Raw genomic sequence first — 23247 nt, forward strand, 5'->3', positions numbered from 1 at the left:
CTTATTGACCCAACTTCAGGCGAGCAGTCTCGCCACTGGTGAACGGAGCGACATCAACCACCTTGCCGTTGTAGCTGACCTGCGCGCCACGGGCGAAGCCCAGACGCACGGTAAACGGTGGCTTGCCGCTCACGGAAACGTTTTCGCCTTTGCGCTTGAGACCGCTCAACAACACCTTGCCAGTGCCATCGGTCACTTGCGTCCAGCAATCGGAAGTGAATTGCAGTTGAACCTGGCCTTGGCCGGCAACCGGAGCCGCCGCTGCTGGAGCGGGGATGGTCGGAGTCACCGAAGCGCTCGCCGGCGGGGTTGATACAACCGGAGCCGTCGCGGCTGGCGCGGCCGGAGTCGCGACAACCGGAGCGGTGCTGTGGGCAGGTGCAACAGGCGTTGGCGCTGGTGCTACCGGTGCAGCAGGCGTAGTCGCTTCAGCTTCGGCCGGTGCTTCACTCGAATTCTCGGCTTGCGGCAACGCAAGAGCGGTTGTGCCTTCAGTCTGTCCTTCCGCGACAGCCTGGTCTTCCGGCTCGTCCAGCGGATGGATCTGGGTGGTGCCGTCAGCGCCTTCGACTTCAACGTGTTCCGGGCTCAGGCTGGTCAGGTCTTTGGTGCGCAATGAGGTTTGATCCTGCCACCAGACAAAACCACCACCAATCACCGCGATCAGCAACAGCAGGCTGACAATTCGCAAAATGGTGTGGGAAACCCGAACCGGTTCTTCGATACGTCCCAGGCTATGAACGTTGCTGCCCTGGGAGTCGGTGCCGGTGGATTGGTCGAACTGTTGGACCAGTACGGCTTGATCCATGCCGAGCAATTTCGCGTAGGCGCGAATATAACCGCGAGCAAAGGTATGCCCAGGCAGCTTGTCGAAAGCGCCGGCTTCCAGATTGCTCAGGGAATTGACGGTGAGGTTGAGCTTGAGGGCCACTTCGGCCAGCGACCAGCCATTGCTTTCGCGAGCCTGGCGCAAAGTCTCACCGGGATTAACGCGATTCGCTGCTACAACTTCGGGATGCGCCGCTTTCATCATTGCTCCGACAGGTATTGCTGATATTCCGGCGTACCGGGATAGAGTCGTTTTAGTTGCAGGCCAAAACTGGCGGCCTTGTCGCGATCTTCAAACACTTTTGCCAGCCGAACGCCGAGCAATAGACTACGTGCATTTTGCTCGGTGAGCAGGCTAAAACGATCGTAATAGTCACGCGCGGGCACATAATGCCTGTCTTCGAAGGACAACTCAGCCATTTCCAGCAATGCACGTGGCTGTTGGCGATTCAAACGCAGGGCTTTTTCCAGCTGCTGCTGGGCCAGATCACGCTGCCCCAGCTTCGAAGCGGTCATTCCGAGGTTCTCGAACACCCGCGAACGCTCAGGATACAAGGTATCGGCGGCGGCCTGTTCAAAGCGCTCGTAAGCTTCTTTGTAGCGTTTCTCTTCGTAAAGAAAACTGCCGTAGTTGTTCAGGATTCGCGCATCGTTGGGGCGGGAAGACAACGCCTTGCGAAAATGCTGATCCGCCAGCTCCGGTTCCATCTCGGCCTGGAATACCAGGCCCAGCGCAGCGTTGGCATCCGGATCCGAGTCATCCAGATCCAGCGCTTTCTTCAACGGTACTTTCGCCCGTTCGGTCATGCCCTGCTGCAAGTACCCCAAGCCCAGCTGCACATAGGCAACGCGCGCCTCATCGCGGCCCTTGCTGGTCTTCATCGGGTTGAAATCGCCCGACAGGACACAACCAGCACACAGGCTGGCCAACAGCAAAAGCAGCGCTAAGCGCAGGGACATAGAGATCCTCTCTTAATTATTGTTCGCAGCGTTCTGTGCGATATCGTTTTCGGCGCTTAACTCACGCACGGCGATATAACGCTCGCTGCGACGGGTGCGATCCAGCACCTGCCCTACCAATTGGCCACACGCGGCATCGATGTCTTCACCGCGGGTGGTGCGTACGGTGACATTGAAGCCGGCATGGTGAAGCTGATCCTGGAAACGACGAATCGCGTTGTTGCTCGGGCGCTCGTATCCGGAATGCGGGAACGGGTTGAACGGAATCAGGTTGATCTTGCACGGGATGTTCTTGAGCAACTCGATCATTTCGACCGCGTGTTCGACCTTGTCGTTGATGTCCTTGAGCAACGTGTACTCAATGGTCAGGACGCGCTTCTCGCCCAGGGACGACATGTAGCGCTGGCACGACTCGAGCAGCATCTTAAGCGGATACTTCTTGTTGATCGGCACCAATTGGTTACGCAATGCGTCGTTCGGTGCGTGCAGGGACAACGCCAGGGAGACGTCGATGTGCTTGGACAGCTCATCGATCATCGGCACCACACCCGAGGTAGACAGGGTTACGCGGCGCTTGGAGATCCCGTAGCCCAGGTCATCCATCATCAGGTGCATGGCGGCCACGACGTTGTCGAAGTTCAGCAGCGGCTCACCCATGCCCATCATCACCACGTTGGTGATGGCACGGTCGGCGGTCGCCGGGATGCTGCCGAACGATTTATTGGCAATCCACACCTGGCCGATGACTTCGGCGGCCGTGAGGTTGCTGTTGAATCCTTGCTTGCCGGTGGAGCAGAAACTGCAATCCAGGGCACAGCCTGCCTGGGACGAAACGCACAAAGTGCCGCGTTTGCCCTGGGGAATGTACACGGTCTCGACGCAGCTGCCGGACGCCACGCGCACCACCCACTTACGGGTGCCGTCGGTGGAGATGTCCTCGCTGACCACTTCAGGACCACGAACCTCGGCAATAGCCTTGAGCTTGTCGCGCAAGGCCTTGCTGACGTTCGTCATGGCGTCGAAATCATCGACGCCAAGGTGGTGAATCCATTTCATTACCTGACCGGCACGGAAACGCTTCTCCCCGATTGAGTCGAAGAATTTTTCCATTTCCAGCTGAGTCAGACCCAGCAGGTTGGTTTTTACAGTCGATGTAGTCATGGATTCACCTTCACTCTTAAGCCAATGCTTAGCGAGTGGTTACTTCAGTAGCTGCGAAGAAGTACGAGATTTCGCGAGCAGCAGCGGCTTCGGAGTCCGAACCGTGTACAGCGTTGGCGTCGATCGAATCAGCGAAGTCAGCGCGGATGGTACCGGCAGCAGCTTCTTTAGGGTTGGTAGCGCCCATCAGCTCACGGTTCAGAGCGATAGCGTTTTCGCCTTCCAGAACCTGAACGACAACCGGACCGGAGATCATGAAAGCAACCAGGTCGTTGAAGAAACCACGAGCGCTGTGCTCAGCGTAGAAGCCTTCAGCTTCAGCTTTGGACAGTTGCTTCAGTTTCGAAGCTACAACGCGCAGGCCAGCTTTTTCGAAACGAGTGGTGATCTCGCCGATAACGTTTTTTGCAACAGCGTCAGGCTTGATGATGGAGAAAGTACGTTGAACAGCCATGGTGTAACTCCAGAAACGGTAATTTGCGAAAAATTAAACCCGCGAATTATACGCGGGTTCTTTGGTATTGCCTAACTGCGTACGGCGCAGACTCAGTCTGCTTCTTCGATCCAGGCGGCCTGAATGGCTTCAAGCACCTTCTCGCCACCGCGGGTCGGATCATCACTGAACTCCGGCAATGCCAGCACCCATTGGTGCAGATCGACGAAGTTCACGAAACGCGGGTCCACATCTGGCTTGGATTCAGCCAGCTGGATCGCGATTTCCAGCACATCAACCCACTTCAGACTCATTTCAGTTCCTTGAATCAGTGCGGCGCTTCAGCCGCATGGTTGACCGAGTATTTCGGAATTTCGACAGTCAGGTCTTCATTCCCGACGATCGCCTGACAGCCTAGACGCGATTGCGCCTCCAGACCCCAGGCACGATCCAGAAAATCTTCTTCCAGCTCATCCGCTTCTTCCAGCGAGTCAAAGCCTTCACGAATGATGCAATGACAGGTGGTGCAGGCGCAGACGCCACCACAGGCGCTTTCCATCTCGATATGGTGTTCGTGGGCCAGCTCGAGAATGGATGTGCCAGGCTCAGCCTCCACAACCATACCTTCCGGGCAGAACTTCTCGTGTGGCAGAAAAATGACCTGTGGCATCGTTATTCCTCAATCTCATTCAGGTTGCGCCCCGCCAGCGCGGCTTTCACCGTCGAGTCCAGGCGGCGGGCAGCAAAGGCGTCGGTCACTTGCGACAGACGTTTGGTCTGCTGCTCGATGGCGTAACCATCGGTGCCTTTCATCAATTCGGTCAGTTCCTGCATCTGCAATTCGATGACCATGCGCTCTTCGGCGTCGAGCAAACGCTCGCCATCAACATCGAGGGCACCCTGCACCGCTTCGATCAGGCGCTGGGCATCGACCTGCTGTTCACGCAACACTCGAGCGACTTTGTCGTCGTTGGCGTGCTGGAACGAGTCCTTGAGCATTTTGGCGATTTCGCCATCCGTCAGACCGTAGGACGGCTTGACCTGGATGCTGGCCTCAATGCCCGAGCCCAGCTCGCGGGCAGAAACACTGAGCAGACCGTCGGCATCAACCTGGAAGGTCACGCGAATTTTCGCCGCACCAGCCACCATCGCCGGAATGCCGCGCAATTCGAAGCGCGCCAGGGATCGGCAGTCGCTGATCAGCTCGCGCTCACCCTGCAATACGTGGATCGCCATGGCCGACTGGCCATCTTTATAAGTCGTGAAGTCCTGGGCGCGGGCGACAGGGATGGTGGTGTTGCGTGGGATCACCTTCTCCATCAGGCCGCCCATGGTTTCCAGCCCCAGGGACAACGGAATCACGTCAAGCAACAACAACTCATCGCCATCACGCTTGTTGCCAGCCAGGGTATCGGCCTGGATCGCGGCACCAATGGCCACCACTTGATCCGGATCGATTTCGGTCAGCGGCTCGCGACCGAAGGCTTCTGCGACAGCTTCGCGGACGCGAGGCACACGAGTCGAACCGCCGACCATGACCACTGCGTGCACTTCTTCCAGCTCGACGCCGGAATCACGTACAGCGCGACGGCAGGCTTTCAGGCTGCGAGCAACCATCGGCTCGATCAGCGCATTGAAGGCTTCACGGGTCAGCTCGGCTTTCCAGTCGCCATAAGCGACTTCAACGGTCGAGGCATTGGTCAGGGCTTCTTTGGCCGCGCAAGCGGTTTGCAGCAGATGGCGTTGCGCACCGGGATCAAGGTCGGCGGACAAACCGGCGCTCTCGATGATCCAGCCAGCGATTGCGTGGTCGAAGTCATCGCCGCCCAGCGCACTGTCGCCGCCGGTAGCCAAAACCTCAAACACACCGCCGGTCAGGCGCAGAATCGAAATATCGAAGGTGCCGCCACCCAGGTCATAAATAGCGACCAGGCCTTCAGCGTGTTGATCCAGACCGTAAGCCACAGCGGCGGCGGTCGGCTCATTGAGCAGACGCAGCACATTAAGACCGGCCAGTTTGGCCGCATCCTTGGTGGCTTGACGCTGAGCATCGTCGAAATAGGCCGGAACGGTGATCACCGCGCCTACCAGTTCGCCACCCAACGTCGCTTCGGCGCGCTGACGCAGCACTTTCAGGATATCGGCAGAGACTTCGACCGGGCTTTTCGGGCCCTGGATCGTGTCGATGAACGGCATGTGCGATTCGCCGCCGACAAAGCGGTACGGCAGTTGGTCGCCCAATTGCTTGACGTCGGACAGACCACGACCCATCAAGCGCTTGACCGACAGCACGGTGTTCAAAGGATCAGTGGCGGCAGCCAGCTTGGCCGACTCGCCGACTTCAACGCGGTCCGCGTGGTAGCGCACGGCAGACGGCAGGATGACCTGCCCGTCAGCGTCAGCCAGAGGTTCGGAAAGACCACTGCGCAACGCAGCGACCAGCGAATTGGTAGTACCCAAGTCGATCCCCACAGCCAGACGACGCTGGTGCGGTTGAGGACTTTGGCCGGGTTCGGCGATCTGCAGTAGGGCCATCGTTATCAGGACTTATCTGTATATCAGGCGTGCGACCGGAGCGGCACTGGGTTAATCGTCGAGGCGCTCTTCTAACTGGCGCACTTCGTAGGTGAGCTTGTCGAGGAACTGCATGCGCCGCATCAGGCGTTCGGCCTGTTCACGTTGCGCTGCATCATCCCAACAGGCTGCGAAGCTTTCGTTCAGTTCATCCTGCGCAGTCTTCAGGCGACGCTTGAACACTGCAACACCCGCCAGGTCGGCGCTGTCTTGCAGGTCTTCGAGCTCTTCACGCAGCTCCATCTGCTGCAGAAGAAACTCCGGATCATGCACCGTGACCTCCAGCGGCAGCTCGCGACCACCCATGGCGAGCAAGTAACGCGCGCGCTTCGGGGGACTTTTGAGCGTCTGGTAGGCCTCGTTGAGGCTCGCGGATTGCTCTAGCGCCAGCCGCTGCTCGCGCTCGGAAGCGTCTGCAAAGCGGTCCGGATGAACACCGCGCGCCAACTCACGGTAGCGCGTGGCCAACTGATCGAGATCCAGACGGAAGCTCGGTTTCAGCTCAAATAAAGCGAAATGACAAGGAGTACCCACGCGCAGCCTCAGATGTTGAAGCTTTCGCCGCAGCCACATTCACCGCGCACGTTGGGATTGTTGAACTTGAAGCCTTCGTTCAACCCTTCCTTGACGAAATCGAGTTCGGTGCCGTCCAGGTAGGCCAGGCTTTTCGGGTCGATGATCACTTTCTCGCCGTGACTTTCGAACACCTGATCCTCTGCAACCACCTCGTCGACAAACTCCAGCACGTAGGCAAGGCCGGAACAGCCTGTGGTGCGAACACCCAGACGAATCCCTTCACCTTTGCCGCGCCCGTTGAGGGAGCGTCGCACGTGTTGAGCAGCCGCTTCTGTCATGCTGATAGCCATCGGTGACTCCTTACTCGTCGCCAAATCTTGAAAGTCAGATCAAGCCTTTCTTCTGCTTGTAGTCGCGAACGGCCGCTTTGATAGCGTCTTCAGCAAGTACGGAGCAGTGAATTTTTACTGGCGGCAGAGCCAGTTCTTCGGCCAGCTGAGTGTTTTTGATGGTCTCTGCTTCATCCAGAGTCTTGCCTTTCATCCACTCGGTCGCCAGGGAGCTGGAGGCGATAGCCGAACCGCAACCGTAGGTCTTGAACTTGGCGTCTTCGATGATGCCTTGCTCGTTGACCTTGATCTGCAGACGCATCACGTCGCCGCACGCCGGAGCGCCGACCATGCCGGTGCCGACATCAGGGTCTTCCGCGTCCATCTTGCCGACGTTGCGCGGGTTCTCGTAGTGGTCGATGACCTTTTCGCTGTAAGCCATGATTCTTAATCCTCACTCATCAGAGAGTCGCTCTTGAGCCCTGAAGACCTGCGTCTTACTGGGCCGGTTTGCGGCGACTTGAAATCAGTGTGCCGCCCACTCGATTTTCGAAATGTCGACACCGTCTTTGTACATGTCCCACAGCGGCGACAGAGTGCGCAGCTTGGTAACGGCCTCGCAGACTTTCTGCGCGGCGTAGTCGATTTCTTCTTCGGTGGTGAAACGGCCGAAGGTGAAGCGAATCGAGCTGTGTGCCAGTTCGTCGTTGCGGCCCAGGGCGCGCAGTACGTACGAAGGCTCAAGGGAAGCCGAGGTGCAGGCCGAACCGGACGAAACCGCCAGATCCTTGAGCGCCATGATCAGCGACTCGCCTTCAACGTAGTTGAAGCTCAGGTTCAGGTTGTGCGGAACGCGGGCGGTCATGCTGCCGTTGACGTACAGCTCTTCCAGGCCTTCGACCTGTTTGAAGAAGCGATCGCTCAAGGCCTTGATGCGGATGTTCTCGGCAGCCATGTCTTCCTTGGCTACGCGGAAGGCTTCGCCCATGCCGACGATCTGGTGGGTCGCCAGGGTGCCGGAACGCATGCCACGTTCGTGACCGCCGCCGTGCATGGTCGCTTCGATGCGAACACGCGGCTTGCGGCTCACGTACAGTGCGCCGATGCCTTTAGGGCCGTAGGTTTTGTGGGCAGAGAACGACATCATGTCGACTTTCAGCTTCGACAGGTCGATATCAACCTTGCCGGTGGACTGAGCAGCGTCAACGTGGAACAGGATGCCCTTGGAACGGGTCAGTTCGCCGATGGCTGCGATGTCGTTGATGGTGCCGATTTCGTTGTTCACGTGCATGACCGAAACCAGGATGGTGTCGTCGCGCAGGGCAGCTTCGATCATCTCTGGAGTGACCAGACCATCAGTGCGAGGCTCGATGTAGGTAACTTCGAAGCCTTCACGCTCCAGTTGGCGCATGGTGTCGAGGACAGCCTTGTGCTCAATCTTGGTGGTAATCAGGTGTTTGCCTTTGGTGGCATAGAAATGCGCCGCACCCTTGATTGCCAGGTTGTCGGACTCGGTGGCACCGGAGGTCCAGACGATTTCACGCGGATCGGCGTTGACCAGGTCTGCGACCTGACGACGAGCGTTTTCGACGGACTCTTCAGCTTTCCAGCCGAACACGTGGGAACGGGACGCCGGGTTACCGAAGTTTCCGTCAACCAGCAGGCATTCACTCATTTTTTGCGCTACACGCGGATCAACCGGGGTGGTCGCAGAGTAATCAAGGTAAATCGGCAATTTCATGGACTATCTCCTAAATCAGGCTGGCTGGCGTGCCGCTAGCTCTTTGGCTGTCATTCGACGGCGGACGCTTCAATCTTGTCCAGGCGCGGCGCTTTGCTGTTGCAACGGCGCTGATCCTGACGCTGGGCTACTTCTTGTACCTCACGGCGAGTGACAAGGTCAGCCAAGCTGATACCGCTGAGAAATTCGTGAATCTGCAGGCTCAGATCGCACCACAAGTGGTGGGTCAGACAGGTGTCGCCTTGATGGCAATCACCTTGGCCCTGGCATTTGGTGGCATCGACCGATTCGTTCACCGCATCGATCACCTGAGCGACCTGGATACCCTGCATGTCGCGCGACAGCTGATAGCCGCCGCCTGGACCACGGACGCTGGACACCAGATTGCTGCGGCGCAATTTGGCGAAGAGCTGCTCGAGGTAGGACAGGGAGATGCCTTGGCGCTCGGAGATATCGGCCAGGGACACCGGCCCGTGCTGCGCGTGTAACGCCAGGTCAAGCATGGCAGTCACGGCGTATCGGCCTTTTGTAGTCAGTCGCATGGACAATTACCACGGAGTTCGGAATGGGGCGAGTATGCAATTCCCGAGTATTTAAGTCAACTATAAGACCTAGTGCTTTAGTCAGGAATACCCGCAAAAGAGCGGGCGCATCATAGCAAAGGCTGGCCGGTTACAGCCAGCAAATGCGCGTTATCGTTCTTCGCGAGCAGGCTCACTCCTACAGGGAAACGCATTTCAAATGTAGGAGTGAGCCTGCTCGCGATTGAAGTCGACTCGATTTAGCTGGCCTGGCTCTGATCCTTGTCCTTTACACAGGCGAAGTCTTCTTCGCGCAACTCAGGCAGATCTTTCGCACAGTAATTGCTGCCCAAGTCCTTCAGCGCCCCGCACATCCCTTCCAGACGGCCATCAACCGCCTGCAAATGATCGAGCAACTGATTGATGGCACGCGCCACCGGGTCCGGCATGTCTTCGCCAACACCGTAGGCATCGAATCCGATCTTCTCGGCCATGGCCTTGCGCTTGGCGTCCTGCTCTTCATCGGATTTGACGATGATTCGCCCCGGTATACCGACCACTGTCGCCCCGGCCGGCACAGCCTTGGTAACCACAGCGTTGGAACCGACCTTGGCCCCGGCGCCGACCGTAAACGGGCCAAGCACCTTGGCGCCCGCCCCCACTACAACGCCATCTTCAAGCGTCGGGTGACGCTTGCCCTTGTTCCAGCTAGTACCACCCAGGGTCACGCCCTGATAAAGGGTAACGTCATTGCCGATCTCAGCGGTTTCACCGATGACAATGCCCATGCCATGGTCAATAAAGAAGCGACGGCCGACCTTGGCGCCCGGATGAATCTCGATCCCGGTCAACCAGCGACCGAAGTTCGACACCAGTCGCGCCAGCCACTTCCAGCCCATGCCCCACAGGGCCGACGACAAGCGGTGGATCCAGATGGCGTGCATGCCCGGGTAGCACGTCAGAACTTCAAAGGCGTTGCGCGCTGCCGGATCACGATGGAAAACACTCTGGATATCTTCACGCAAACGCTCGAACATTTTTAATCCTTCCGCTTAAGAAGCTCACCACGGGCCGCTTTCTGGGTTTCCGTGAGGATGCCACGCAATATATTCATTTCCGCCCGGCTGACCGAGCTGCGTCCGTACAACCGGCGCAGGCGCGCCATCAAGTGCCGTGGTTTTTCCGGATCGAGGAATTCAATGGCCACCAGGGTTTGCTCCAGGTGCTCATAGAATCGCTCCAGCTCATCCATGGTCGCCAGCTCACCACTTTTGGTGGACGCCACTTCATCCTTCTCGATCTTGCTCGGCTGGCCTTGGGCCGCGAGCCAGGACATACGCACTTCATAACTCAACACCTGCACCGCCGCCCCAAGGTTCAGCGAGCTGAACTCAGGGTCTGATGGGATGTGCACGTGATAATGACATCGCTGCAGCTCTTCATTGGTCAGGCCAGAATCTTCACGACCAAAGACCAAGGCAATCTCGGCTCCCGACGCAGCTTCCTCGACCACTTTCGTTCCGCATTCGCGGGGATCGAGCAACGGCCAGGGAATGCGACGGTCACGGGCGCTGGTGCCGAGCACCAGATTGCAGCCGACCAAGGCATCTTCCAAGGTGGCGACGATTTGCGCGTTTTCAAGGATGTCACCGGCACCGGAAGCACGAGCATCGGCTTCGTGATGCGGGAACAGCCGCGGTTCGACCAGCACCAGCCGCGACAGGCCCATGTTCTTCATGGCACGCGCAGCCCCGCCGATATTCCCGGGATGGCTGGTATTGACCAGGACGACACGAATGTTATGCAGCACGGGAGGCGTTCTCGAACACAAATTTGGGAGCCGAATCTTACAGTTCATCCTACCGTTAAGCTATGAAAGCGAACACTGACCTTCACCTGTAGAAAAGTTCTGATAGAATGCCCGGCTTTCTTTAACAACCTTAGGTGACACATCCATGCAGCCCATGCTGAATATCGCGCTGCGCGCCGCCCGCAGCGCCAGTGAATTGATCTTCCGCTCCATCGAGCGCCTGGATACCATCAAGGTCGACGAAAAAGACGCCAAGGATTACGTATCCGAGGTGGATCGCGCCGCCGAACAGAAAATCATCGACGCGCTGCGCAAGGCCTACCCTACCCACGGCATTCTCGGCGAAGAAACCGGCATGCACCCGGGCAGCGGCGAAGGCGAAGACTACCTGTGGATCATCGACCCACTGGACGGCACCACCAACTTCCTGCGCGGCATTCCTCACTTCGCTGTCAGCATCGCCTGCAAATACCGCGGTCGCCTGGAACACGCTGTTGTTCTGGACCCGGTTCGCCAGGAAGAATTCACCGCCAGCCGTGGTCGCGGCGCCCAACTGAACGGTCGTCGTCTGCGCGTCAGCGGCCGCACCAGCCTGGACGGCGCCCTGCTGGGTACCGGCTTCCCGTTCCGCGATGACCAGATGGACAACCTCGACAACTACCTGGGCATGTTCCGCGCCCTGGTTGGCCAGACTGCCGGCATCCGCCGCGCTGGCTCGGCGAGCCTGGACCTGGCTTACGTAGCGGCCGGCCGTTTCGACGCATTCTGGGAGTCGGGCCTGTCCGAGTGGGACATGGCTGCAGGCGCCCTGCTGATTCAGGAAGCAGGCGGCCTGGTGAGCGACTTCACCGGCGGTCACGACTTCCTTGAGAAAGGCCACGTTGTTGCCGGTAACACCAAATGCTTCAAAGCAGTACTGACGGCCATCCAGCCGCACCTGCCGGCCTCGCTGAAGCGCTAAGCGAGCAGCCACAAAAAAGCACCCTCCGGGGTGCTTTTTTTATGCCTGGAATTTGCCCCTGCCACACCACAGACCCAATGTAGGAGTGAGCCTGCTCGCGATAGCGATGTATCAGTCACCACCTATTTCGAATGATAGATTGTTATCGCGAGCAGGCTCACTCCTACAGGGGTTTTGCCGTGTCGCTTAAATCGTGAGCACAAAAAAAGCACCCCGCAGGGTGCTTCTTTTTTTACTCTTGAACCCGAGTACTTAGCGATTCTGTTCGTTCTGCCCCAGGATCAGCTTGCCTTCCTTGTCGACCGGAATCTGGTTACCCGGATCGCGATCCATCCGCACCTTGCCTTCCTTGCCGTCCAGCGAATAACGGACGTCGTAACCCACGACCTTGTCACTGATGTCATTCACGGTGTTACACCGCGTCTGAGTCGTGGTGTAGGTGTCGCGTTCCTGCATGCCTTCCTGAACCTTGTTGCCGGCATAACCACCACCGACAGCGCCTGCAACCGTAGCAATCTTCTTGCCGGTGCCGCCGCCGATCTGATTACCCAACAGACCACCCGCCAACGCACCGACCACGGTACCGGCGATCTGGTGTTGATCTTTCACCGGCGCTTGCCGGGTTACTGCAACGTCCTTGCATACTTCACGTGGCGTCTTGATTTGTGTCTTGACCGGTTCAACGGCTAAAACCTGCGCATATTCAGGGCCGCTTTTAACCAGCTTGTAGGTGGCAACAGCACCACCGGCAGTTACACCGACAGCACCCAATACCGCACCAACCAGCAACGACTTGTTCACATGAACCTCCTGACCATCACATACGGGACAAGCCCGCGCTTCTCCTAGCCTTGGAGCAAAAAAAAAGGCGCGAGTTCAATACTCGCGCCTTTTCGACCGACAGCTGGAAAACGATGCCGTTATGGGCGGTCGTCGACTTCCTTATCGGTAGCCACTGTAGGAATCAGATCCTCAGTGCTCAGGTTCAGCCAGATCAGCACCACGTTGGCGATGTAGATCGACGAGTAGGTACCCGCCAGAACACCGACGAACAACGCAATGGAGAAGCCGAACAGGTTGTCGCCACCAAAGAACAGCAGCGCAGCAATCGCCAGCAAGGTGGAGATCGACGTCGCCATGGTCCGCAGCAGGGTTTGCGTAGTCGAGATATTGATGTTCTCGATCAGGCTGGCCTTGCGCAGCACACGGAAGTTCTCACGAACCCGGTCGAATACCACGATGGTGTCGTTGAGCGAGTAACCGATGATCGCCAATACCGCCGCCAGCACCGTCAGGTCGAAGGTGATCTGGAAGAACGACAGGATACCGATGGTCACGATCACGTCGTGGATCAGCGAAACGATGGCACCGACCGCGAACTTCCACTGAAAGCGGAAAGCCAGGTAGATCAGGATGCCGCCCAGCGCCATCAGCATGCCGAGGCCGCCCTGGTCGCGCAGCTCTTCACCGACCTGAGGGCCGACGAATTCGACGCGTTTGACCGTCGCCGGGTTGTCGCCGCCGACTTTCAGCAGCGCTTCTGCCACTTGATGACCCAGCTGCGGATCTTCACCCGGCATACGCACCAGCAAATCGGTAGTCGCACCGAAGCTCTGCACGATTGCCTCGTGATAACCCGAAGTGGCCAGTTGCTCACGCACTTTGGTGACGTCGGCCGGACGCTCGTAGGTCAGCTCAATGAGCGTACCGCCGGTGAAGTCCAGACCCCAGTTCATGCCCTTATGGAAGACACTGAATATTGCCAGTGCAGTAAGGAACAATGTGACGCCGAACGCAAAGTTGCGAACGCCCATGAAGTTGATTGTACGTAACATGGCAGCCCCTTAAATCCACAACTTCTTGAAGTCACGACCGCCGAAGATCAGGTTGACCATCGCGCGGGTCACCATGATGGCCGTGAACATCGAGGTAAAGATCCCGAGGGACATGGTCACTGCGAAGCCTTTGACCGGGCCGGTGCCCATCGCAAAGAGAATCCCGCCGACCAACAAGGTTGTCAGGTTGGCGTCGAGAATCGCGGTGAATGCCCGGCCGAAGCCTTCGTTGATTGCCCGTTGTACGGTCATGCCCGCCGCGATCTCTTCACGTATCCGCGAGAAGATCAGAACGTTGGCGTCGACAGCCATACCCATGGTCAACACGATACCGGCGATACCCGGCAGGGTCAGCGTTGCACCCAGCAGCGACATCAGGGCCAGCAACAGCACCATGTTCACCGCCAGAGCGACGGTGGCGATGATGCCGAAGAAGCGGTAGATGGCCATGATGAACAGCGAGACAAACAGCATGCCCCACAACGAAGCATCGATACCCTTGACGATGTTGTCAGCACCCAGGCTTGGACCAATGGTGCGCTCTTCAGCGAAGTACATCGGTGCAGCCAGACCACCGGCACGCAGCAGCAGCGCCAGTTCGGACGACTCGCCCTGGCCGTTCAGGCCAGTGATGCGGAACTGAGCCCCCAGCGGCGACTGAATGGTCGCCAGGCTGATGATCTTTTTCTCTTCCTTGAACGTCTGGACCGGCACGTCTTTCTCGACGCCGTTAACCACTTGCTTGACGTAAGTGGTAACCGGACGTTGCTCGATAAAGATCACCGCCATGCTGCGACCGACGTTGCTGCGAGTCGCACGACTCATCAGCTCGCCACCGTGGCCATCCAGACGGATGTTCACTTCTGGCGTGCCATGCTCGCCGAAGCCAGCCTTGGCGTCAGTTACCTGGTCACCAGTGATGATCAGGCCACGCTCGATCTGTGCTGGCGGACGCTTGCCTTCACGGAACTCGAAGGTTTCGGAAGTGGCTTTCGAAGCGCCTGGCTCAGCAGCCAGACGGAACTCAAGGTTGGCCGTCTTGCCGAGGATACGCTTGGCTTCGGCGGTGTCCTGCACGCCCGGCAGCTCAACCACGATGCGGTTAGCGCCCTGACGCTGAACGATTGGCTCGGCAACACCCAGCTCGTTGACGCGGTTACGTACCGTGGTCAAGTTCTGCTTGATGGAGTATTCGCGGATTTCCGCCAGCTTGGCCGGGGTCATCGCCAGACGCAGCACCGGTTGGCCATTAAGGTCGGCCGGAACAATGTCGAAATCGTTGAAGCTCTTGCGGATCAGCGCGCGGGCCTGTTCGCGGGAAGCTTCATCACTGAAACCCAGCTGAATGGCACCGTTGAGTTGCGGCAGGCTGCGATAGCGCAGTTTCTCTTTACGCAACAGGCTCTTCACATCGCCTTCGTAGACTTTCAGGCGCGCATCGAGCGCTTTGTCCATGTCCACTTCCAGCAGGAAGTGCACGCCACCGGACAAGTCCAGACCCAGCTTCATCGGGTGCGCGGCCAGGCTGCGCAGCCATTGCGGGGTGGTTTGTGCCAGGTTCAGTGCAACGACGTAGTCATCACCCAATGCCTTGCGCACGACGTCTTTGGCAGGTAGCTGATCTTCAGCCTTGGTCAGACGAATCAGACCGCCCTTGCCGTTTGCTGCCAGGGTGGCCGCCTTGACGTTGATCCCGGATTCCTTGAGCGCTGCGCTCACGCGATCCAGATCAGCCTGATTGACTTGCAGCGCAGTGCTTGCACCGCTGACCTGAATGGCCGGGTCATCAGGATATAGATTGGGAGCGGAATAAATCAGACCGACCGCCAGCACCGCCAGGATCAGAATGTATTTCCACAGAGGGTATTTGTTCAGCATCACGCCGCCCGCTTATGACGCGGGGCGCCTTGCGCGCCCCGTCGATTGAGTAGAAGTTGAAACTTAGATCGCTTTTAGCGTGCCTTTTGGCAGCGTGGCGGCGATGGCGCCTTTCTGGAACTTCATTTCGATGGTGTCGGAAACTTCCAGAACAACGAAGTCGTCTGCCACTTTAGTGATCTTGCCGGCGATACCACCGGTGGTCACAACTTCGTCGCCTTTCTGCAGGCTGCTCAGCAGGTTTTTCTGCTCTTTGGCGCGCTTGGCCTGTGGACGCCAGATCATCAGGTAGAAGATGACCAGGAAACCGACCAGGAAAATCCACTCGAAACCGCCACCCATTGGGCCTGCAGCTGCCGGTGCAGCAGCGTCAGCCATGGCATTAGAGATAAAAAAGCTCATTTAGCACTCCAGTTGCAAATGTTGAATCTTGGGGTCAGAAAACTCAGTCCAAAGGCGGAACAGGTAACCCGCGTTTGGCGTAGAAGGCATCGACAAAGGCGGCCAATGTACCCTGTTGAATAGCCTCGCGCAAACCAGCCATAAGCACCTGGTAATGGCGCAAATTGTGGATGGTATTCAACATGCTACCCAGCATTTCGCCGCACTTGTCCAGATGGTGCAGATAAGCACGGGAGAAGTTCTGGCAGGTGTAGCAATCGCAGGTCGGATCCAGCGGCGAATCATCATGGCGATGGAACGCGTTACGGATCTTCAGCACGCCTGTATCAATGAACAGATGCCCATTGCGGGCATTACGGGTTGGCATCACGCAATCGAACATGTCCACACCGCGGCGCACACCCTCAACCAGATCTTCCGGTTTGCCAACGCCCATAAGGTAACGAGGTTTGTCAGCCGGCATCTGACCCGGCAGGTAATCCAGGACCTTGATCATCTCGTGCTTCGGCTCGCCCACCGACAGACCGCCAATGGCCAGACCATCGAAGCCGATATTGTCGAGGCCTTCCAGGGAGCGCATGCGCAAATCCTGGTGCATGCCGCCCTGAACAATGCCGAACAGCGCCGCCGTGTTGTCGCCATGGGCTTCTTTCGAACGCTTGGCCCAACGCAACGACAGCTCCATCGATACCCGCGCGACGTCTTCGTCAGCCGGGTATGGGGTGCATTCGTCGAAAATCATCACGATGTCCGAGCCCAGATCGCGCTGGACCTGCATCGACTCTTCCGGGCCCATGAACACTTTGGCACCGTCGACAGGAGAGGCGAAGGTCACGCCCTCCTCCTTGATCTTGCGCATCGCGCCCAGGCTGAACACCTGGAAACCACCGGAGTCAGTCAGAATCGGGCCTTTCCACTGCATGAAATCGTGCAGGTCGCCGTGCTTCTTGATCACTTCGGTGCCAGGACGCAGCCACAAGTGGAAGGTGTTACCCAGAATGATTTCCGCGCCAGTGGCGGTGATATCCCGCGGCAACATGCCCTTCACCGTGCCGTACGTGCCCACCGGCATGAAGGCCGGGGTCTCGACGGTACCGCGAGGGAAGGTCAAACGACCGCGACGAGCCTTGCCGTCAGTAGCAAGCAACTCAAACGACATACGACTTTGGCGACTCATTCTGTTTCCTCAGGGCCACGTGGTGCGGGGTTACGGGTGATAAACATCGCATCACCGTAGCTGAAAAAGCGGTATTCGTTGTCAACGGCGGCTTTGTAAGCGGCCATGGTCTCGGGATAACCGGCGAACGCCGAAACCAGCATCAATAGCGTGGATTCGGGCAAATGGAAGTTGGTGACCAGGGCGTCGACCACATGAAACGGCCGGCCCGGGTAGATAAAGATGTCAGTGTCGCCACTGAACGGCTTGAGCACGCCATCGCGCGCGGCACTTTCCAGGGAACGCACGCTGGTGGTCCCCACCGCCACCACACGACCACCGCGAGCGCGGCAAGCCGCGACGGCATCAACCACGTCCTGGCCGACTTCCAGCCATTCGCTGTGCATGTGGTGATCTTCGATCTTCTCGACGCGCACCGGCTGGAAGGTGCCCGCACCAACGTGCAAGGTCACGAACGCAGTCTCGACGCCCTTGGCGGCAATCGCCTCCATCAGCGGCTGATCGAAATGCAGCCCCGCCGTCGGTGCGGCTACCGCGCCCAAACGCTCGGCGTAGACCGTCTGATAACGCTCGCGGTCCGAACCTTCATCCGGGCGGTCTATATAAGGAGGCAACGGCATGTGCCCGACGCGATCGAGCAGCGGCAACACCTCTTCGGCGAACCCCAGCTCGAACAACGCATCGTGACGCGCCAGCATCTCGGCTTCGCCACCGCCGTCGATCAGGATCTTCGACCCCGGCTTCGGTGACTTGCTGGAGCGCACATGCGCCAGCACGCGATGACTGTCGAGCACCCGCTCCACCAGGATTTCCAGCTTGCCGCCGGAAGCCTTCTGGCCAAACAGCCGCGCCGGAATCACCCGGGTATTGTTGAACACCATCAAATCGCCCGGGCGCAAATGCTCGAGCAAATCAGTGAATTGACGGTGTGCCAGGGCGCCGCTGACCCCATCAAGGGTCAACAGGCGACTGTTGCGACGCTCAGCCAAAGGATGGCGAGCGATCAGCGAATCAGGGAGTTCGAATGTAAAGTCAGCAACGCGCATGATGGGGTTCGTCTAGCAGGGGCCGGAAGTCTAGCCGAAATAGTGAAAATTCTCTATGTACCTGATTGACCGACGGTAATCTCATCTCTATACTTCGCCGCCATTGAGCCCTGATGGCGGAATTGGTAGACGCGGCGGATTCAAAATCCGTTTTCGCAAGAAGTGGGAGTTCGAGTCTCCCTCGGGGCACCAAAATTAAGAAAGGTCTTGCTTTGCAAGGCCTTTTTTTTCGCCTGCCAAAAAGTGCCTGACACCCCGTCGATCTGTAGGAGCCGGCTTGCTGGCAATTCTTTTGATCTCCTCGCTTGTTTTGGCGGGTACGACAATCCTCAAGGATTCATCCCATGGAACTGCTGCTGGAAACTGTTGCTCTGTTCTGTCTCAAGCTGACTTATGAGACGGAGGGGTCGAGTCCGATTCTGCGGGATGATCCGATCATGAGCGATTACGAGCGGGAGGTATTTGGGTTGCTGGTGCGTCGGGGGGATGTTGAGGGTATTCAGTTTAGAGTGGCACATTGTGTAAGTCTGGCGCTGGACGCTATAGGAGGGGCTGAAATGCCACTGGGGCGTGAGCTGCATCGGTTGTCAGCTGATTTCAGCAGTGCGCGGACAATGGAACAGCTTAATGCGCCGCTCATCGCGCTTAAGGATTACTTGAAAGACATTCAGTGAATGATCGGAGTGAGGCAAAGTTTAGTAACCCTTTACACCGACTAGTGCTGGCTAGGGACTTGGCTGATATGGAAATCTATCTGCCCACTTTTCAATTGCGTCAGCAGACAGCAACGAAAGATCTTTTCGGCATCACAAGGACGTACCAATGCGGCAAATCGCCCTCAGCAACAAGCCACTCAGAGGCATTCCCCGCCGCCTTCGCGCTCTGGAACGCTGGGCCTCCAGTTTTCGCGACGAGTTTTACCCGCGATCCGCGCACATGGAGCGCTACACACATTGGAAGATCCCGGTGCACGCGGCCTTGGTTCAAGGCCCTCAAGCCAGGATCGAAGTTCAGGCCTTCTGCATTCAGCAACTGCTCGAAGCCGCTAGCCACCTGTCCAACGCTGCTGACCACTCACAGGGTTACTACCGTGTCGCCTGCCTGCTGGTGTGGCCATGGGTTCATCAGAGCGAAGTCACTATCTTCTATGACCGGGACTATTATCTGGGTTTTCTCGGTGAAACTAACGCTCTGATGCCAGAGCGGATCAGTCATTATCTTGCGTTGCACACACCAGCGAACTTCATCGAGCACGGGCATGACGTAACTCAACCTGACGATGAGGTCGCAGTACAGTGGTGGTGCATCGGGGAACTCGCCTGACGGATTTGGCGAGCAGGCTCGCTCCGACAGAGATTGCGGTGAGCTGACAGGCATCGGTTGGCCCGAGTGTGTGAATAATAAATCTGCCCCCTTTTCCGTCCAAAATTGGACGGAAAATATATCCGTCGCCTTTCCCCCTCGCAATTAACGAAATCGCATCGAATTTCAGCCCGAATATCATTTATGCAAGTAAAACAAACCTTGCTTCAAGCTTGTGCAGCAACTCAAACGTATTTAGAAATGGAACGTTTAGCTGCTCACAAATATTCGGGATGATGAATTTTCGTCTGGCGTCGCGATTCAGCCTTTCGTGAGTGACTAAAGTCGCTCCTGTCGTCATAGCCTTTGCAATAAGCCAAGGGTCTGCTCCCGCTAAAAATTCGTCCATGGCGCCTATCTTCATACTCGGCGCTTGATTTGCGACAAGCTCAACTACTTGCGCGAATGCTTCTTGCGTAGCGTCATCGGTGGTGATGTGGAAGAAACCAGCGTTCTCCTTAGCCCAATCAGCCAGTTCGTCATTCCCTTTGGTTAGCTCATCCATTACGGGGGCGATGCTGGATAAAGCCAACGCTTCATTTTTCAGCAATAACCATTGCCAAAAGCCAGGACAGATCTTCATGCCGTAGTAACGGTTCTTGGCTTCGATCAGCGTGTTAGCGTCGAGTAGATGATTCATTCCGTGATCTTGCTGGCTAGGGTCCTTAATTTGGCAGGTTGCACGCCGAGCAAATGTCCCGCATCGCGCAGCAGCATCCGGCCACTCATTGCTTCAGTCAGCACTGCCTTACTTAGGCGAGGGCTATTTTTCGCGGTGGCGTTGCGGTAATAGTCACCCGCTCCACCTTTATCATCCTGAAAAGTTTTGAGGATCATTCGATAGTAAGCGCTGTATTGCGCCTGGCTTAAATATCCAAGATCCAATGCGCGGCGACCAATCGCCAATTTACTGATGTGAAACCGAGTTGCCAGCGGAGCCAGGTTGTCTTCCCAGCTAACATCAGCGTTCCACAGGGCGCGGAATTGGGCTTCGGGAGCCAGAAACTCGCCTGCAACTGCATTGCAGAATCGCTCCTCCTCTCGACCATTCGCGGTGCTCCCGTCGGACACTCCGCTGCTACCAATCCAGATATGGGCCAGTTCGTGGAGCAAAGTGAACAGCCGTGCGGTGGGGGCGTCGGAACTGTTGACGAATACAACGGGGGCGTAGGCGTTACTGATGGCGAAACCCCGAAACTCGCTCACTTCAAGTTTACGATGGGTGTTTCCTAGCGCAATGCCACTGCGCATCACCAAAATGCCAGCCGCTTCTGCGGCGTCAATCAAGGCACGACTGTATTTGTCGTAATCCAATCGAGCAGCGTCAGGGTTCACGCCGAGGGTCCGGCGGATGTCGTCCACCACCTCGGCGACTTGAGATCGGCTATTGAAGCGACCGACAAATGCCAACGGCTGATGATCTTGGTTTTGCAGATACTCCAGGTACCAATCCTGCTTTCGTATGGAATCCCTGACAGTGTCCAACAGTTCCAGACTGGGACGTTGAGGCGCAACCCCACCGACGGTCCGAAGATCAGGTAAAGGCAGTTGTTCGACGGGAGGCTGCTGAAGAAACAGGAAGCCAAAAGGAATGTGAGCGAGACTCGCCCACTTCTGAGCCTGGAGGAATGTTGGTTTGGTCTCGCCAGACTCCCATTCCTGTACTCGATAGGGTTTCACTGGCAACTTTTTAGCAACCTGCTCAGTGGAGAGACCTGCGCGCTCACGAGACCAGGTGAGCAGGCTTGGATTGACTAAGGCGGCTTGGCTCATAGGGTCGCAGGCAATTCAGACAGGGCTGGTAAACGTTCGAGAGCATCCTTGGCAGATGCATCCGACTGACGCTTGTTCCAGTTATCTGTCATTGCCTTTCTCCTTGGCTATTAAAAATCTGGTGGCAGCGGCTACAGATTAGTCGAAAAGCAGCGCTAACTAAGGTTGAAGCGCGCGATTATGGGGTAACTTCGCAACCACCCGAAGCGCAAATTTGTAACCCGCAGACAGAAGGTATTGACCTGTTTCAATGCATTTCATGATGCAAGTGCGACTCGCCCCGAAGGTTGCAGGAATTAGATCTCCACGATACCCTCCCACCGTCGCTGCCAATTCAGCGACCGGGTGTGGAAACCCGTGTAATTCAAGGCGCAACAGCGCCCCCATCACGTCTGCCGGCGCTTTTTTTGTGCCTGCGGCGTGAGTTATGGCGGCTGTGCGTGGGACGTCTTCGGGCGTGCCGGTTTCCTTGATTCCCGGTTTTCCACCCTGCGCACAGCTGTCACCCATTCGTGTGGAAACGAATGTGGCAGCTCCCCATATCAAGGAGTCTGATAATGCGCAGCATCAATCCGTACAAATTTTGGCTTTTCCCTCAACGCAATTCCCAATCGCGTAACACCCTCCCCGACCGCCTCTCCGTCATCGGAGGTGGCCAATGACCGAACAACCCGAACTCAAAACCATCGGCCTAACACCCGCCATCTACTGCGCGGATCTACCACTCTTCCACGTCACCCACGGCGTTCCCCTCGGTGATGCCCTATCCATGGCCTCTGACTTTCTGTTTCTCGCCAAGAAGCTGACCGAAGATGCTGCTTACGCCAGAGACACCGACCGCCACGCCTGGGCCGCGCATTATTTGACGGCGATGAGTAAGGCGGTTGTGGATGATGCGGTGAAGGTGCTGAATCGGGATCGGGATAATGAGCTGGCGTCTAAGCGGGCGGGGGCGAAGGCTGAGGGGTAGTGGGCGAAGCGCCGGGGTAACTTTCGGGTTCAAAAGTTAGGCGCGATGTTATGGGAGCGGGCTTGGTTGCGGTGGGTGGGGTATTCAGCGGGATAGGTGGATGCCTTGCGTTTTTCGCGAGCGAGCTCGTTCCTACAAGGGGTTGTGGTCACTTCAGGGTTTTGCGTTGGTTGGGCTGGCGCTTTCGCGAGCAGGCTCGCTTCCACAGGGGTTTTGTGGGTTGACTGGGATTGGGGATTTGCTCCCCTTCCAGTAGCAACCAAGCATGACTTCACGCCGTCGGCTTATCCGGCTCTTCCTGCCCCGCTGCCCGCACTGCAACTTCAATCGCTCGAACACTGATCGCTGCAAATATCGCTGTCATCAGCACCCCGTTGAACCCCAGCAAAATCGCCAGAATCCGCGAGACGCCAAGTTTCGGCACGAGCTCTCCATAGCCAATGGTCAAACCGGTCACGAAGCCGAAATAGATGCCGTCAAGAGGATCCCAGCCCTCCAGGTAGCTGATGATGAAGCCGAACAGCAGGATCAAAAAAAACAGTACGGAAAAGATCGGCCAGACAACACGCAAGTAGAACCCGATTGCTTTGAAGAATTCTCGACGGACGTGCGATGCATGAGTGGGCTTCATGTCATGGGCTTCCTGAGGGTTGCCTGAGCGGCAGGCGTATTAACACTTCATCAGCTTGGCACAAGCACTGGAAACTGGTGCATCAGCAGCGGATTGGGGTGGTTCAAGCATGATTCGCGATAACGCTGCACATTGTGCCCCGACCATTTAGGGACGACGTCTCGGGCCGCACTCTTCTAGACTTAATGGATAGTCGTAGGCAGAACCGAACACGTCGCTTTGGTGCAGATGAATCAAAAGCAGCGTGGCAAGCTGCCTTAATGCCCTTATTGAGGTGCGGCGAAGACCGTGCCGGGCACAACAAGATGCCCATTCAGGGTGCCCTGGCCACCGGCCTGA

General features: G+C 57.3%; 27 protein-coding genes and 1 tRNA gene. 5 read left to right on the plus strand and 23 right to left on the minus strand.

Features of this window, described 5'->3' with window-relative positions; all coding sequences use genetic code 11:
* Position 1 precedes the first annotated feature (1 nt).
* The 14 genes from ABH912_RS14845 to trmJ form a co-directional block, all read right to left on the minus strand.
* A complete protein-coding gene (locus ABH912_RS14845) occupies positions 2-1030 on the minus strand; it encodes a RodZ domain-containing protein (RefSeq protein WP_429511006.1) in 1029 nt (342 codons plus the stop codon).
* On the minus strand, positions 1030-1788 hold the full coding sequence (pilW, locus tag ABH912_RS14850) for a type IV pilus biogenesis/stability protein PilW (RefSeq protein ID WP_033061470.1): 759 nt from the start codon (positions 1786-1788) through the stop codon (positions 1030-1032). Before pilW ends, ABH912_RS14845 begins: the two co-directional genes overlap by 1 nt.
* Positions 1789-1800: 12 nt before the next feature.
* On the minus strand, positions 1801-2949 hold the full coding sequence (rlmN, locus tag ABH912_RS14855) for a 23S rRNA (adenine(2503)-C(2))-methyltransferase RlmN (protein WP_059403385.1): 1149 nt from the start codon (positions 2947-2949) through the stop codon (positions 1801-1803).
* A 28-nt stretch (positions 2950-2977) separates the two neighbouring features.
* Entirely contained in the window at positions 2978-3403 is a 426-nt protein-coding gene (gene ndk / locus ABH912_RS14860) for a nucleoside-diphosphate kinase (protein WP_007903599.1), read from the minus strand.
* A 92-nt stretch (positions 3404-3495) separates the two neighbouring features.
* Positions 3496-3696, minus strand: a complete 201-nt coding sequence (gene iscX / locus ABH912_RS14865; protein ID WP_429511007.1) for a Fe-S cluster assembly protein IscX — start codon at positions 3694-3696, stop codon at positions 3496-3498.
* A gap of 14 nt (positions 3697-3710) precedes the next feature.
* The gene (fdx, locus tag ABH912_RS14870) at positions 3711-4052 is read right to left on the minus strand and encodes an ISC system 2Fe-2S type ferredoxin (protein ID WP_033061467.1); all 342 of its coding nucleotides are present in this window, start codon (positions 4050-4052) and stop codon (positions 3711-3713) included.
* A gap of 2 nt (positions 4053-4054) precedes the next feature.
* On the minus strand, positions 4055-5917 hold the full coding sequence (hscA, locus tag ABH912_RS14875; protein ID WP_429511008.1) for a Fe-S protein assembly chaperone HscA: 1863 nt from the start codon (positions 5915-5917) through the stop codon (positions 4055-4057).
* A gap of 51 nt (positions 5918-5968) precedes the next feature.
* Positions 5969-6490 carry a co-chaperone HscB gene (gene hscB / locus ABH912_RS14880; RefSeq protein ID WP_008070981.1) on the minus strand — a complete coding sequence of 174 codons (522 nt, stop codon included), beginning with the start codon at positions 6488-6490 and terminating at the stop codon, positions 5969-5971.
* A gap of 8 nt (positions 6491-6498) precedes the next feature.
* Positions 6499-6822, minus strand: a complete 324-nt coding sequence (iscA, locus tag ABH912_RS14885) for an iron-sulfur cluster assembly protein IscA (RefSeq protein WP_007903589.1) — start codon at positions 6820-6822, stop codon at positions 6499-6501.
* A gap of 34 nt (positions 6823-6856) precedes the next feature.
* Complete coding sequence (iscU, locus tag ABH912_RS14890) at positions 6857-7243, minus strand: Fe-S cluster assembly scaffold IscU (RefSeq protein ID WP_003443374.1); 387 nt, start codon at positions 7241-7243, stop codon at positions 6857-6859.
* A gap of 84 nt (positions 7244-7327) precedes the next feature.
* Positions 7328-8542: an IscS subfamily cysteine desulfurase gene (locus ABH912_RS14895; protein WP_033061463.1), complete on the minus strand. Its 1215-nt coding sequence runs from the start codon at positions 8540-8542 to the stop codon at positions 7328-7330.
* A gap of 50 nt (positions 8543-8592) precedes the next feature.
* Positions 8593-9084 carry a Fe-S cluster assembly transcriptional regulator IscR gene (gene iscR, locus ABH912_RS14900; protein WP_007903581.1) on the minus strand — a complete coding sequence of 164 codons (492 nt, stop codon included), beginning with the start codon at positions 9082-9084 and terminating at the stop codon, positions 8593-8595.
* Positions 9085-9323: 239 nt separating this feature from the next.
* On the minus strand, positions 9324-10100 hold the full coding sequence (gene cysE / locus ABH912_RS14905; protein ID WP_033061461.1) for a serine O-acetyltransferase: 777 nt from the start codon (positions 10098-10100) through the stop codon (positions 9324-9326).
* Positions 10101-10102: 2 nt separating this feature from the next.
* Positions 10103-10873, minus strand: a complete 771-nt coding sequence (trmJ, locus tag ABH912_RS14910) for a tRNA (cytosine(32)/uridine(32)-2'-O)-methyltransferase TrmJ (RefSeq protein WP_429511009.1) — start codon at positions 10871-10873, stop codon at positions 10103-10105.
* A 145-nt stretch (positions 10874-11018) separates the two neighbouring features.
* Between trmJ and suhB the strand changes: the two genes are divergently transcribed.
* Positions 11019-11834, plus strand: coding sequence for a type III secretion system regulator SuhB (gene suhB, locus ABH912_RS14915; protein ID WP_033061458.1), 816 nt, complete (start codon positions 11019-11021; stop codon positions 11832-11834).
* 252 nt (positions 11835-12086) lie between these two features.
* Here suhB and ABH912_RS14920 read toward each other — a convergent pair whose 3' ends face one another.
* The 6 genes from ABH912_RS14920 to queA form a co-directional block, all read right to left on the minus strand.
* Positions 12087-12635, minus strand: coding sequence for a glycine zipper 2TM domain-containing protein (locus ABH912_RS14920; protein WP_033061457.1), 549 nt, complete (start codon positions 12633-12635; stop codon positions 12087-12089).
* 119 nt (positions 12636-12754) lie between these two features.
* A complete protein-coding gene (gene secF, locus ABH912_RS14925) occupies positions 12755-13669 on the minus strand; it encodes a protein translocase subunit SecF (protein ID WP_033061455.1) in 915 nt (304 codons plus the stop codon).
* A gap of 9 nt (positions 13670-13678) precedes the next feature.
* Positions 13679-15547, minus strand: coding sequence for a protein translocase subunit SecD (gene secD / locus ABH912_RS14930; protein ID WP_033061453.1), 1869 nt, complete (start codon positions 15545-15547; stop codon positions 13679-13681).
* 63 nt (positions 15548-15610) lie between these two features.
* Positions 15611-15949, minus strand: coding sequence for a preprotein translocase subunit YajC (yajC, locus tag ABH912_RS14935; protein WP_111450288.1), 339 nt, complete (start codon positions 15947-15949; stop codon positions 15611-15613).
* Between the two features lie 43 nt (positions 15950-15992).
* Complete coding sequence (gene tgt / locus ABH912_RS14940) at positions 15993-17108, minus strand: tRNA guanosine(34) transglycosylase Tgt (RefSeq protein WP_161990833.1); 1116 nt, start codon at positions 17106-17108, stop codon at positions 15993-15995.
* Positions 17109-17122: 14 nt separating this feature from the next.
* Complete coding sequence (gene queA, locus ABH912_RS14945; RefSeq protein ID WP_429511010.1) at positions 17123-18172, minus strand: tRNA preQ1(34) S-adenosylmethionine ribosyltransferase-isomerase QueA; 1050 nt, start codon at positions 18170-18172, stop codon at positions 17123-17125.
* 107 nt (positions 18173-18279) lie between these two features.
* On the opposite strand from queA, the gene ABH912_RS14950 reads away from it, so the two are divergent.
* The 3 genes from ABH912_RS14950 (at position 18280) to ABH912_RS14960 (ending at position 19495) form a co-directional block, all read left to right on the plus strand.
* A tRNA-Leu gene (locus ABH912_RS14950) sits at positions 18280-18364 on the plus strand.
* A 152-nt stretch (positions 18365-18516) separates the two neighbouring features.
* Entirely contained in the window at positions 18517-18846 is a 330-nt protein-coding gene (locus ABH912_RS14955; RefSeq protein ID WP_429511011.1) for a hypothetical protein, read from the plus strand.
* 148 nt (positions 18847-18994) lie between these two features.
* Positions 18995-19495 carry a DUF3916 domain-containing protein gene (locus ABH912_RS14960; RefSeq protein ID WP_429511012.1) on the plus strand — a complete coding sequence of 167 codons (501 nt, stop codon included), beginning with the start codon at positions 18995-18997 and terminating at the stop codon, positions 19493-19495.
* Between the two features lie 181 nt (positions 19496-19676).
* Here ABH912_RS14960 and ABH912_RS14965 read toward each other — a convergent pair whose 3' ends face one another.
* Together ABH912_RS14965 and ABH912_RS14970 are read right to left on the minus strand one after the other, a co-directional pair.
* Positions 19677-20174 carry a DUF4411 family protein gene (locus tag ABH912_RS14965; protein ID WP_429511013.1) on the minus strand — a complete coding sequence of 166 codons (498 nt, stop codon included), beginning with the start codon at positions 20172-20174 and terminating at the stop codon, positions 19677-19679.
* Positions 20171-21307: an ImmA/IrrE family metallo-endopeptidase gene (locus ABH912_RS14970; protein ID WP_429511014.1), complete on the minus strand. Its 1137-nt coding sequence runs from the start codon at positions 21305-21307 to the stop codon at positions 20171-20173. The genes ABH912_RS14965 and ABH912_RS14970 overlap by 4 nt, the downstream gene beginning before the upstream one ends.
* Positions 21308-21965: 658 nt before the next feature.
* On the opposite strand from ABH912_RS14970, the gene ABH912_RS14975 reads away from it, so the two are divergent.
* On the plus strand, positions 21966-22277 hold the full coding sequence (locus ABH912_RS14975) for a DUF3077 domain-containing protein (RefSeq protein ID WP_429511015.1): 312 nt from the start codon (positions 21966-21968) through the stop codon (positions 22275-22277).
* 271 nt (positions 22278-22548) lie between these two features.
* Here the strand turns inward: ABH912_RS14975 and ABH912_RS14980 are convergent, their stop codons facing one another.
* Positions 22549-22908 (minus strand): potassium channel family protein, encoded by a 360-nt coding sequence (locus ABH912_RS14980; protein ID WP_429511017.1) that lies wholly within the window; start codon positions 22906-22908, stop codon positions 22549-22551.
* Positions 22909-23247 lie beyond the last annotated feature (339 nt).

Source organism: Pseudomonas sp. BT76 TE3572 (assembly GCF_050435365.1).
GTDB lineage: Bacteria > Pseudomonadota > Gammaproteobacteria > Pseudomonadales > Pseudomonadaceae > Aquipseudomonas > Aquipseudomonas fluorescens_W.

Excerpts from the sequence above, each read along its gene's own strand:
- ABH912_RS14845 (WP_429511006.1), bottom strand. The coding sequence starts at position 1,030 with ATGAAAGCGGCGCATCCCGAAGTTGTAGCAGCGAATCGCGTTAATCCC.
- ABH912_RS14965 (WP_429511013.1), bottom strand. The coding sequence starts at position 20,174 with ATGAATCATCTACTCGACGCTAACACGCTGATCGAAGCCAAGAACCGT.
- ABH912_RS14955 (WP_429511011.1), top strand. The coding sequence starts at position 18,517 with ATGGAACTGCTGCTGGAAACTGTTGCTCTGTTCTGTCTCAAGCTGACT.
- ABH912_RS14895 (WP_033061463.1), bottom strand. The coding sequence starts at position 8,542 with ATGAAATTGCCGATTTACCTTGATTACTCTGCGACCACCCCGGTTGAT.
- pilW (WP_033061470.1), bottom strand. The coding sequence starts at position 1,788 with ATGTCCCTGCGCTTAGCGCTGCTTTTGCTGTTGGCCAGCCTGTGTGCT.
- iscA (WP_007903589.1), bottom strand. The coding sequence starts at position 6,822 with ATGGCTATCAGCATGACAGAAGCGGCTGCTCAACACGTGCGACGCTCC.
- rlmN (WP_059403385.1), bottom strand. The coding sequence starts at position 2,949 with ATGACTACATCGACTGTAAAAACCAACCTGCTGGGTCTGACTCAGCTG.
- iscR (WP_007903581.1), bottom strand. The coding sequence starts at position 9,084 with ATGCGACTGACTACAAAAGGCCGATACGCCGTGACTGCCATGCTTGAC.
- ABH912_RS14975 (WP_429511015.1), top strand. The coding sequence starts at position 21,966 with ATGACCGAACAACCCGAACTCAAAACCATCGGCCTAACACCCGCCATC.
- iscU (WP_003443374.1), bottom strand. The coding sequence starts at position 7,243 with ATGGCTTACAGCGAAAAGGTCATCGACCACTACGAGAACCCGCGCAAC.
- yajC (WP_111450288.1), bottom strand. The coding sequence starts at position 15,949 with ATGAGCTTTTTTATCTCTAATGCCATGGCTGACGCTGCTGCACCGGCA.
- hscA (WP_429511008.1), bottom strand. The coding sequence starts at position 5,917 with ATGGCCCTACTGCAGATCGCCGAACCCGGCCAAAGTCCTCAACCGCAC.
- cysE (WP_033061461.1), bottom strand. The coding sequence starts at position 10,100 with ATGTTCGAGCGTTTGCGTGAAGATATCCAGAGTGTTTTCCATCGTGAT.
- ABH912_RS14980 (WP_429511017.1), bottom strand. The coding sequence starts at position 22,908 with ATGAAGCCCACTCATGCATCGCACGTCCGTCGAGAATTCTTCAAAGCA.
- queA (WP_429511010.1), bottom strand. The coding sequence starts at position 18,172 with ATGCGCGTTGCTGACTTTACATTCGAACTCCCTGATTCGCTGATCGCT.
- suhB (WP_033061458.1), top strand. The coding sequence starts at position 11,019 with ATGCAGCCCATGCTGAATATCGCGCTGCGCGCCGCCCGCAGCGCCAGT.
- ndk (WP_007903599.1), bottom strand. The coding sequence starts at position 3,403 with ATGGCTGTTCAACGTACTTTCTCCATCATCAAGCCTGACGCTGTTGCA.
- fdx (WP_033061467.1), bottom strand. The coding sequence starts at position 4,052 with ATGCCACAGGTCATTTTTCTGCCACACGAGAAGTTCTGCCCGGAAGGT.
- iscX (WP_429511007.1), bottom strand. The coding sequence starts at position 3,696 with ATGAGTCTGAAGTGGGTTGATGTGCTGGAAATCGCGATCCAGCTGGCT.
- secD (WP_033061453.1), bottom strand. The coding sequence starts at position 15,547 with ATGCTGAACAAATACCCTCTGTGGAAATACATTCTGATCCTGGCGGTG.
- secF (WP_033061455.1), bottom strand. The coding sequence starts at position 13,669 with ATGTTACGTACAATCAACTTCATGGGCGTTCGCAACTTTGCGTTCGGC.
- tgt (WP_161990833.1), bottom strand. The coding sequence starts at position 17,108 with ATGTCGTTTGAGTTGCTTGCTACTGACGGCAAGGCTCGTCGCGGTCGT.
- ABH912_RS14970 (WP_429511014.1), bottom strand. The coding sequence starts at position 21,307 with ATGAGCCAAGCCGCCTTAGTCAATCCAAGCCTGCTCACCTGGTCTCGT.
- ABH912_RS14960 (WP_429511012.1), top strand. The coding sequence starts at position 18,995 with ATGCGGCAAATCGCCCTCAGCAACAAGCCACTCAGAGGCATTCCCCGC.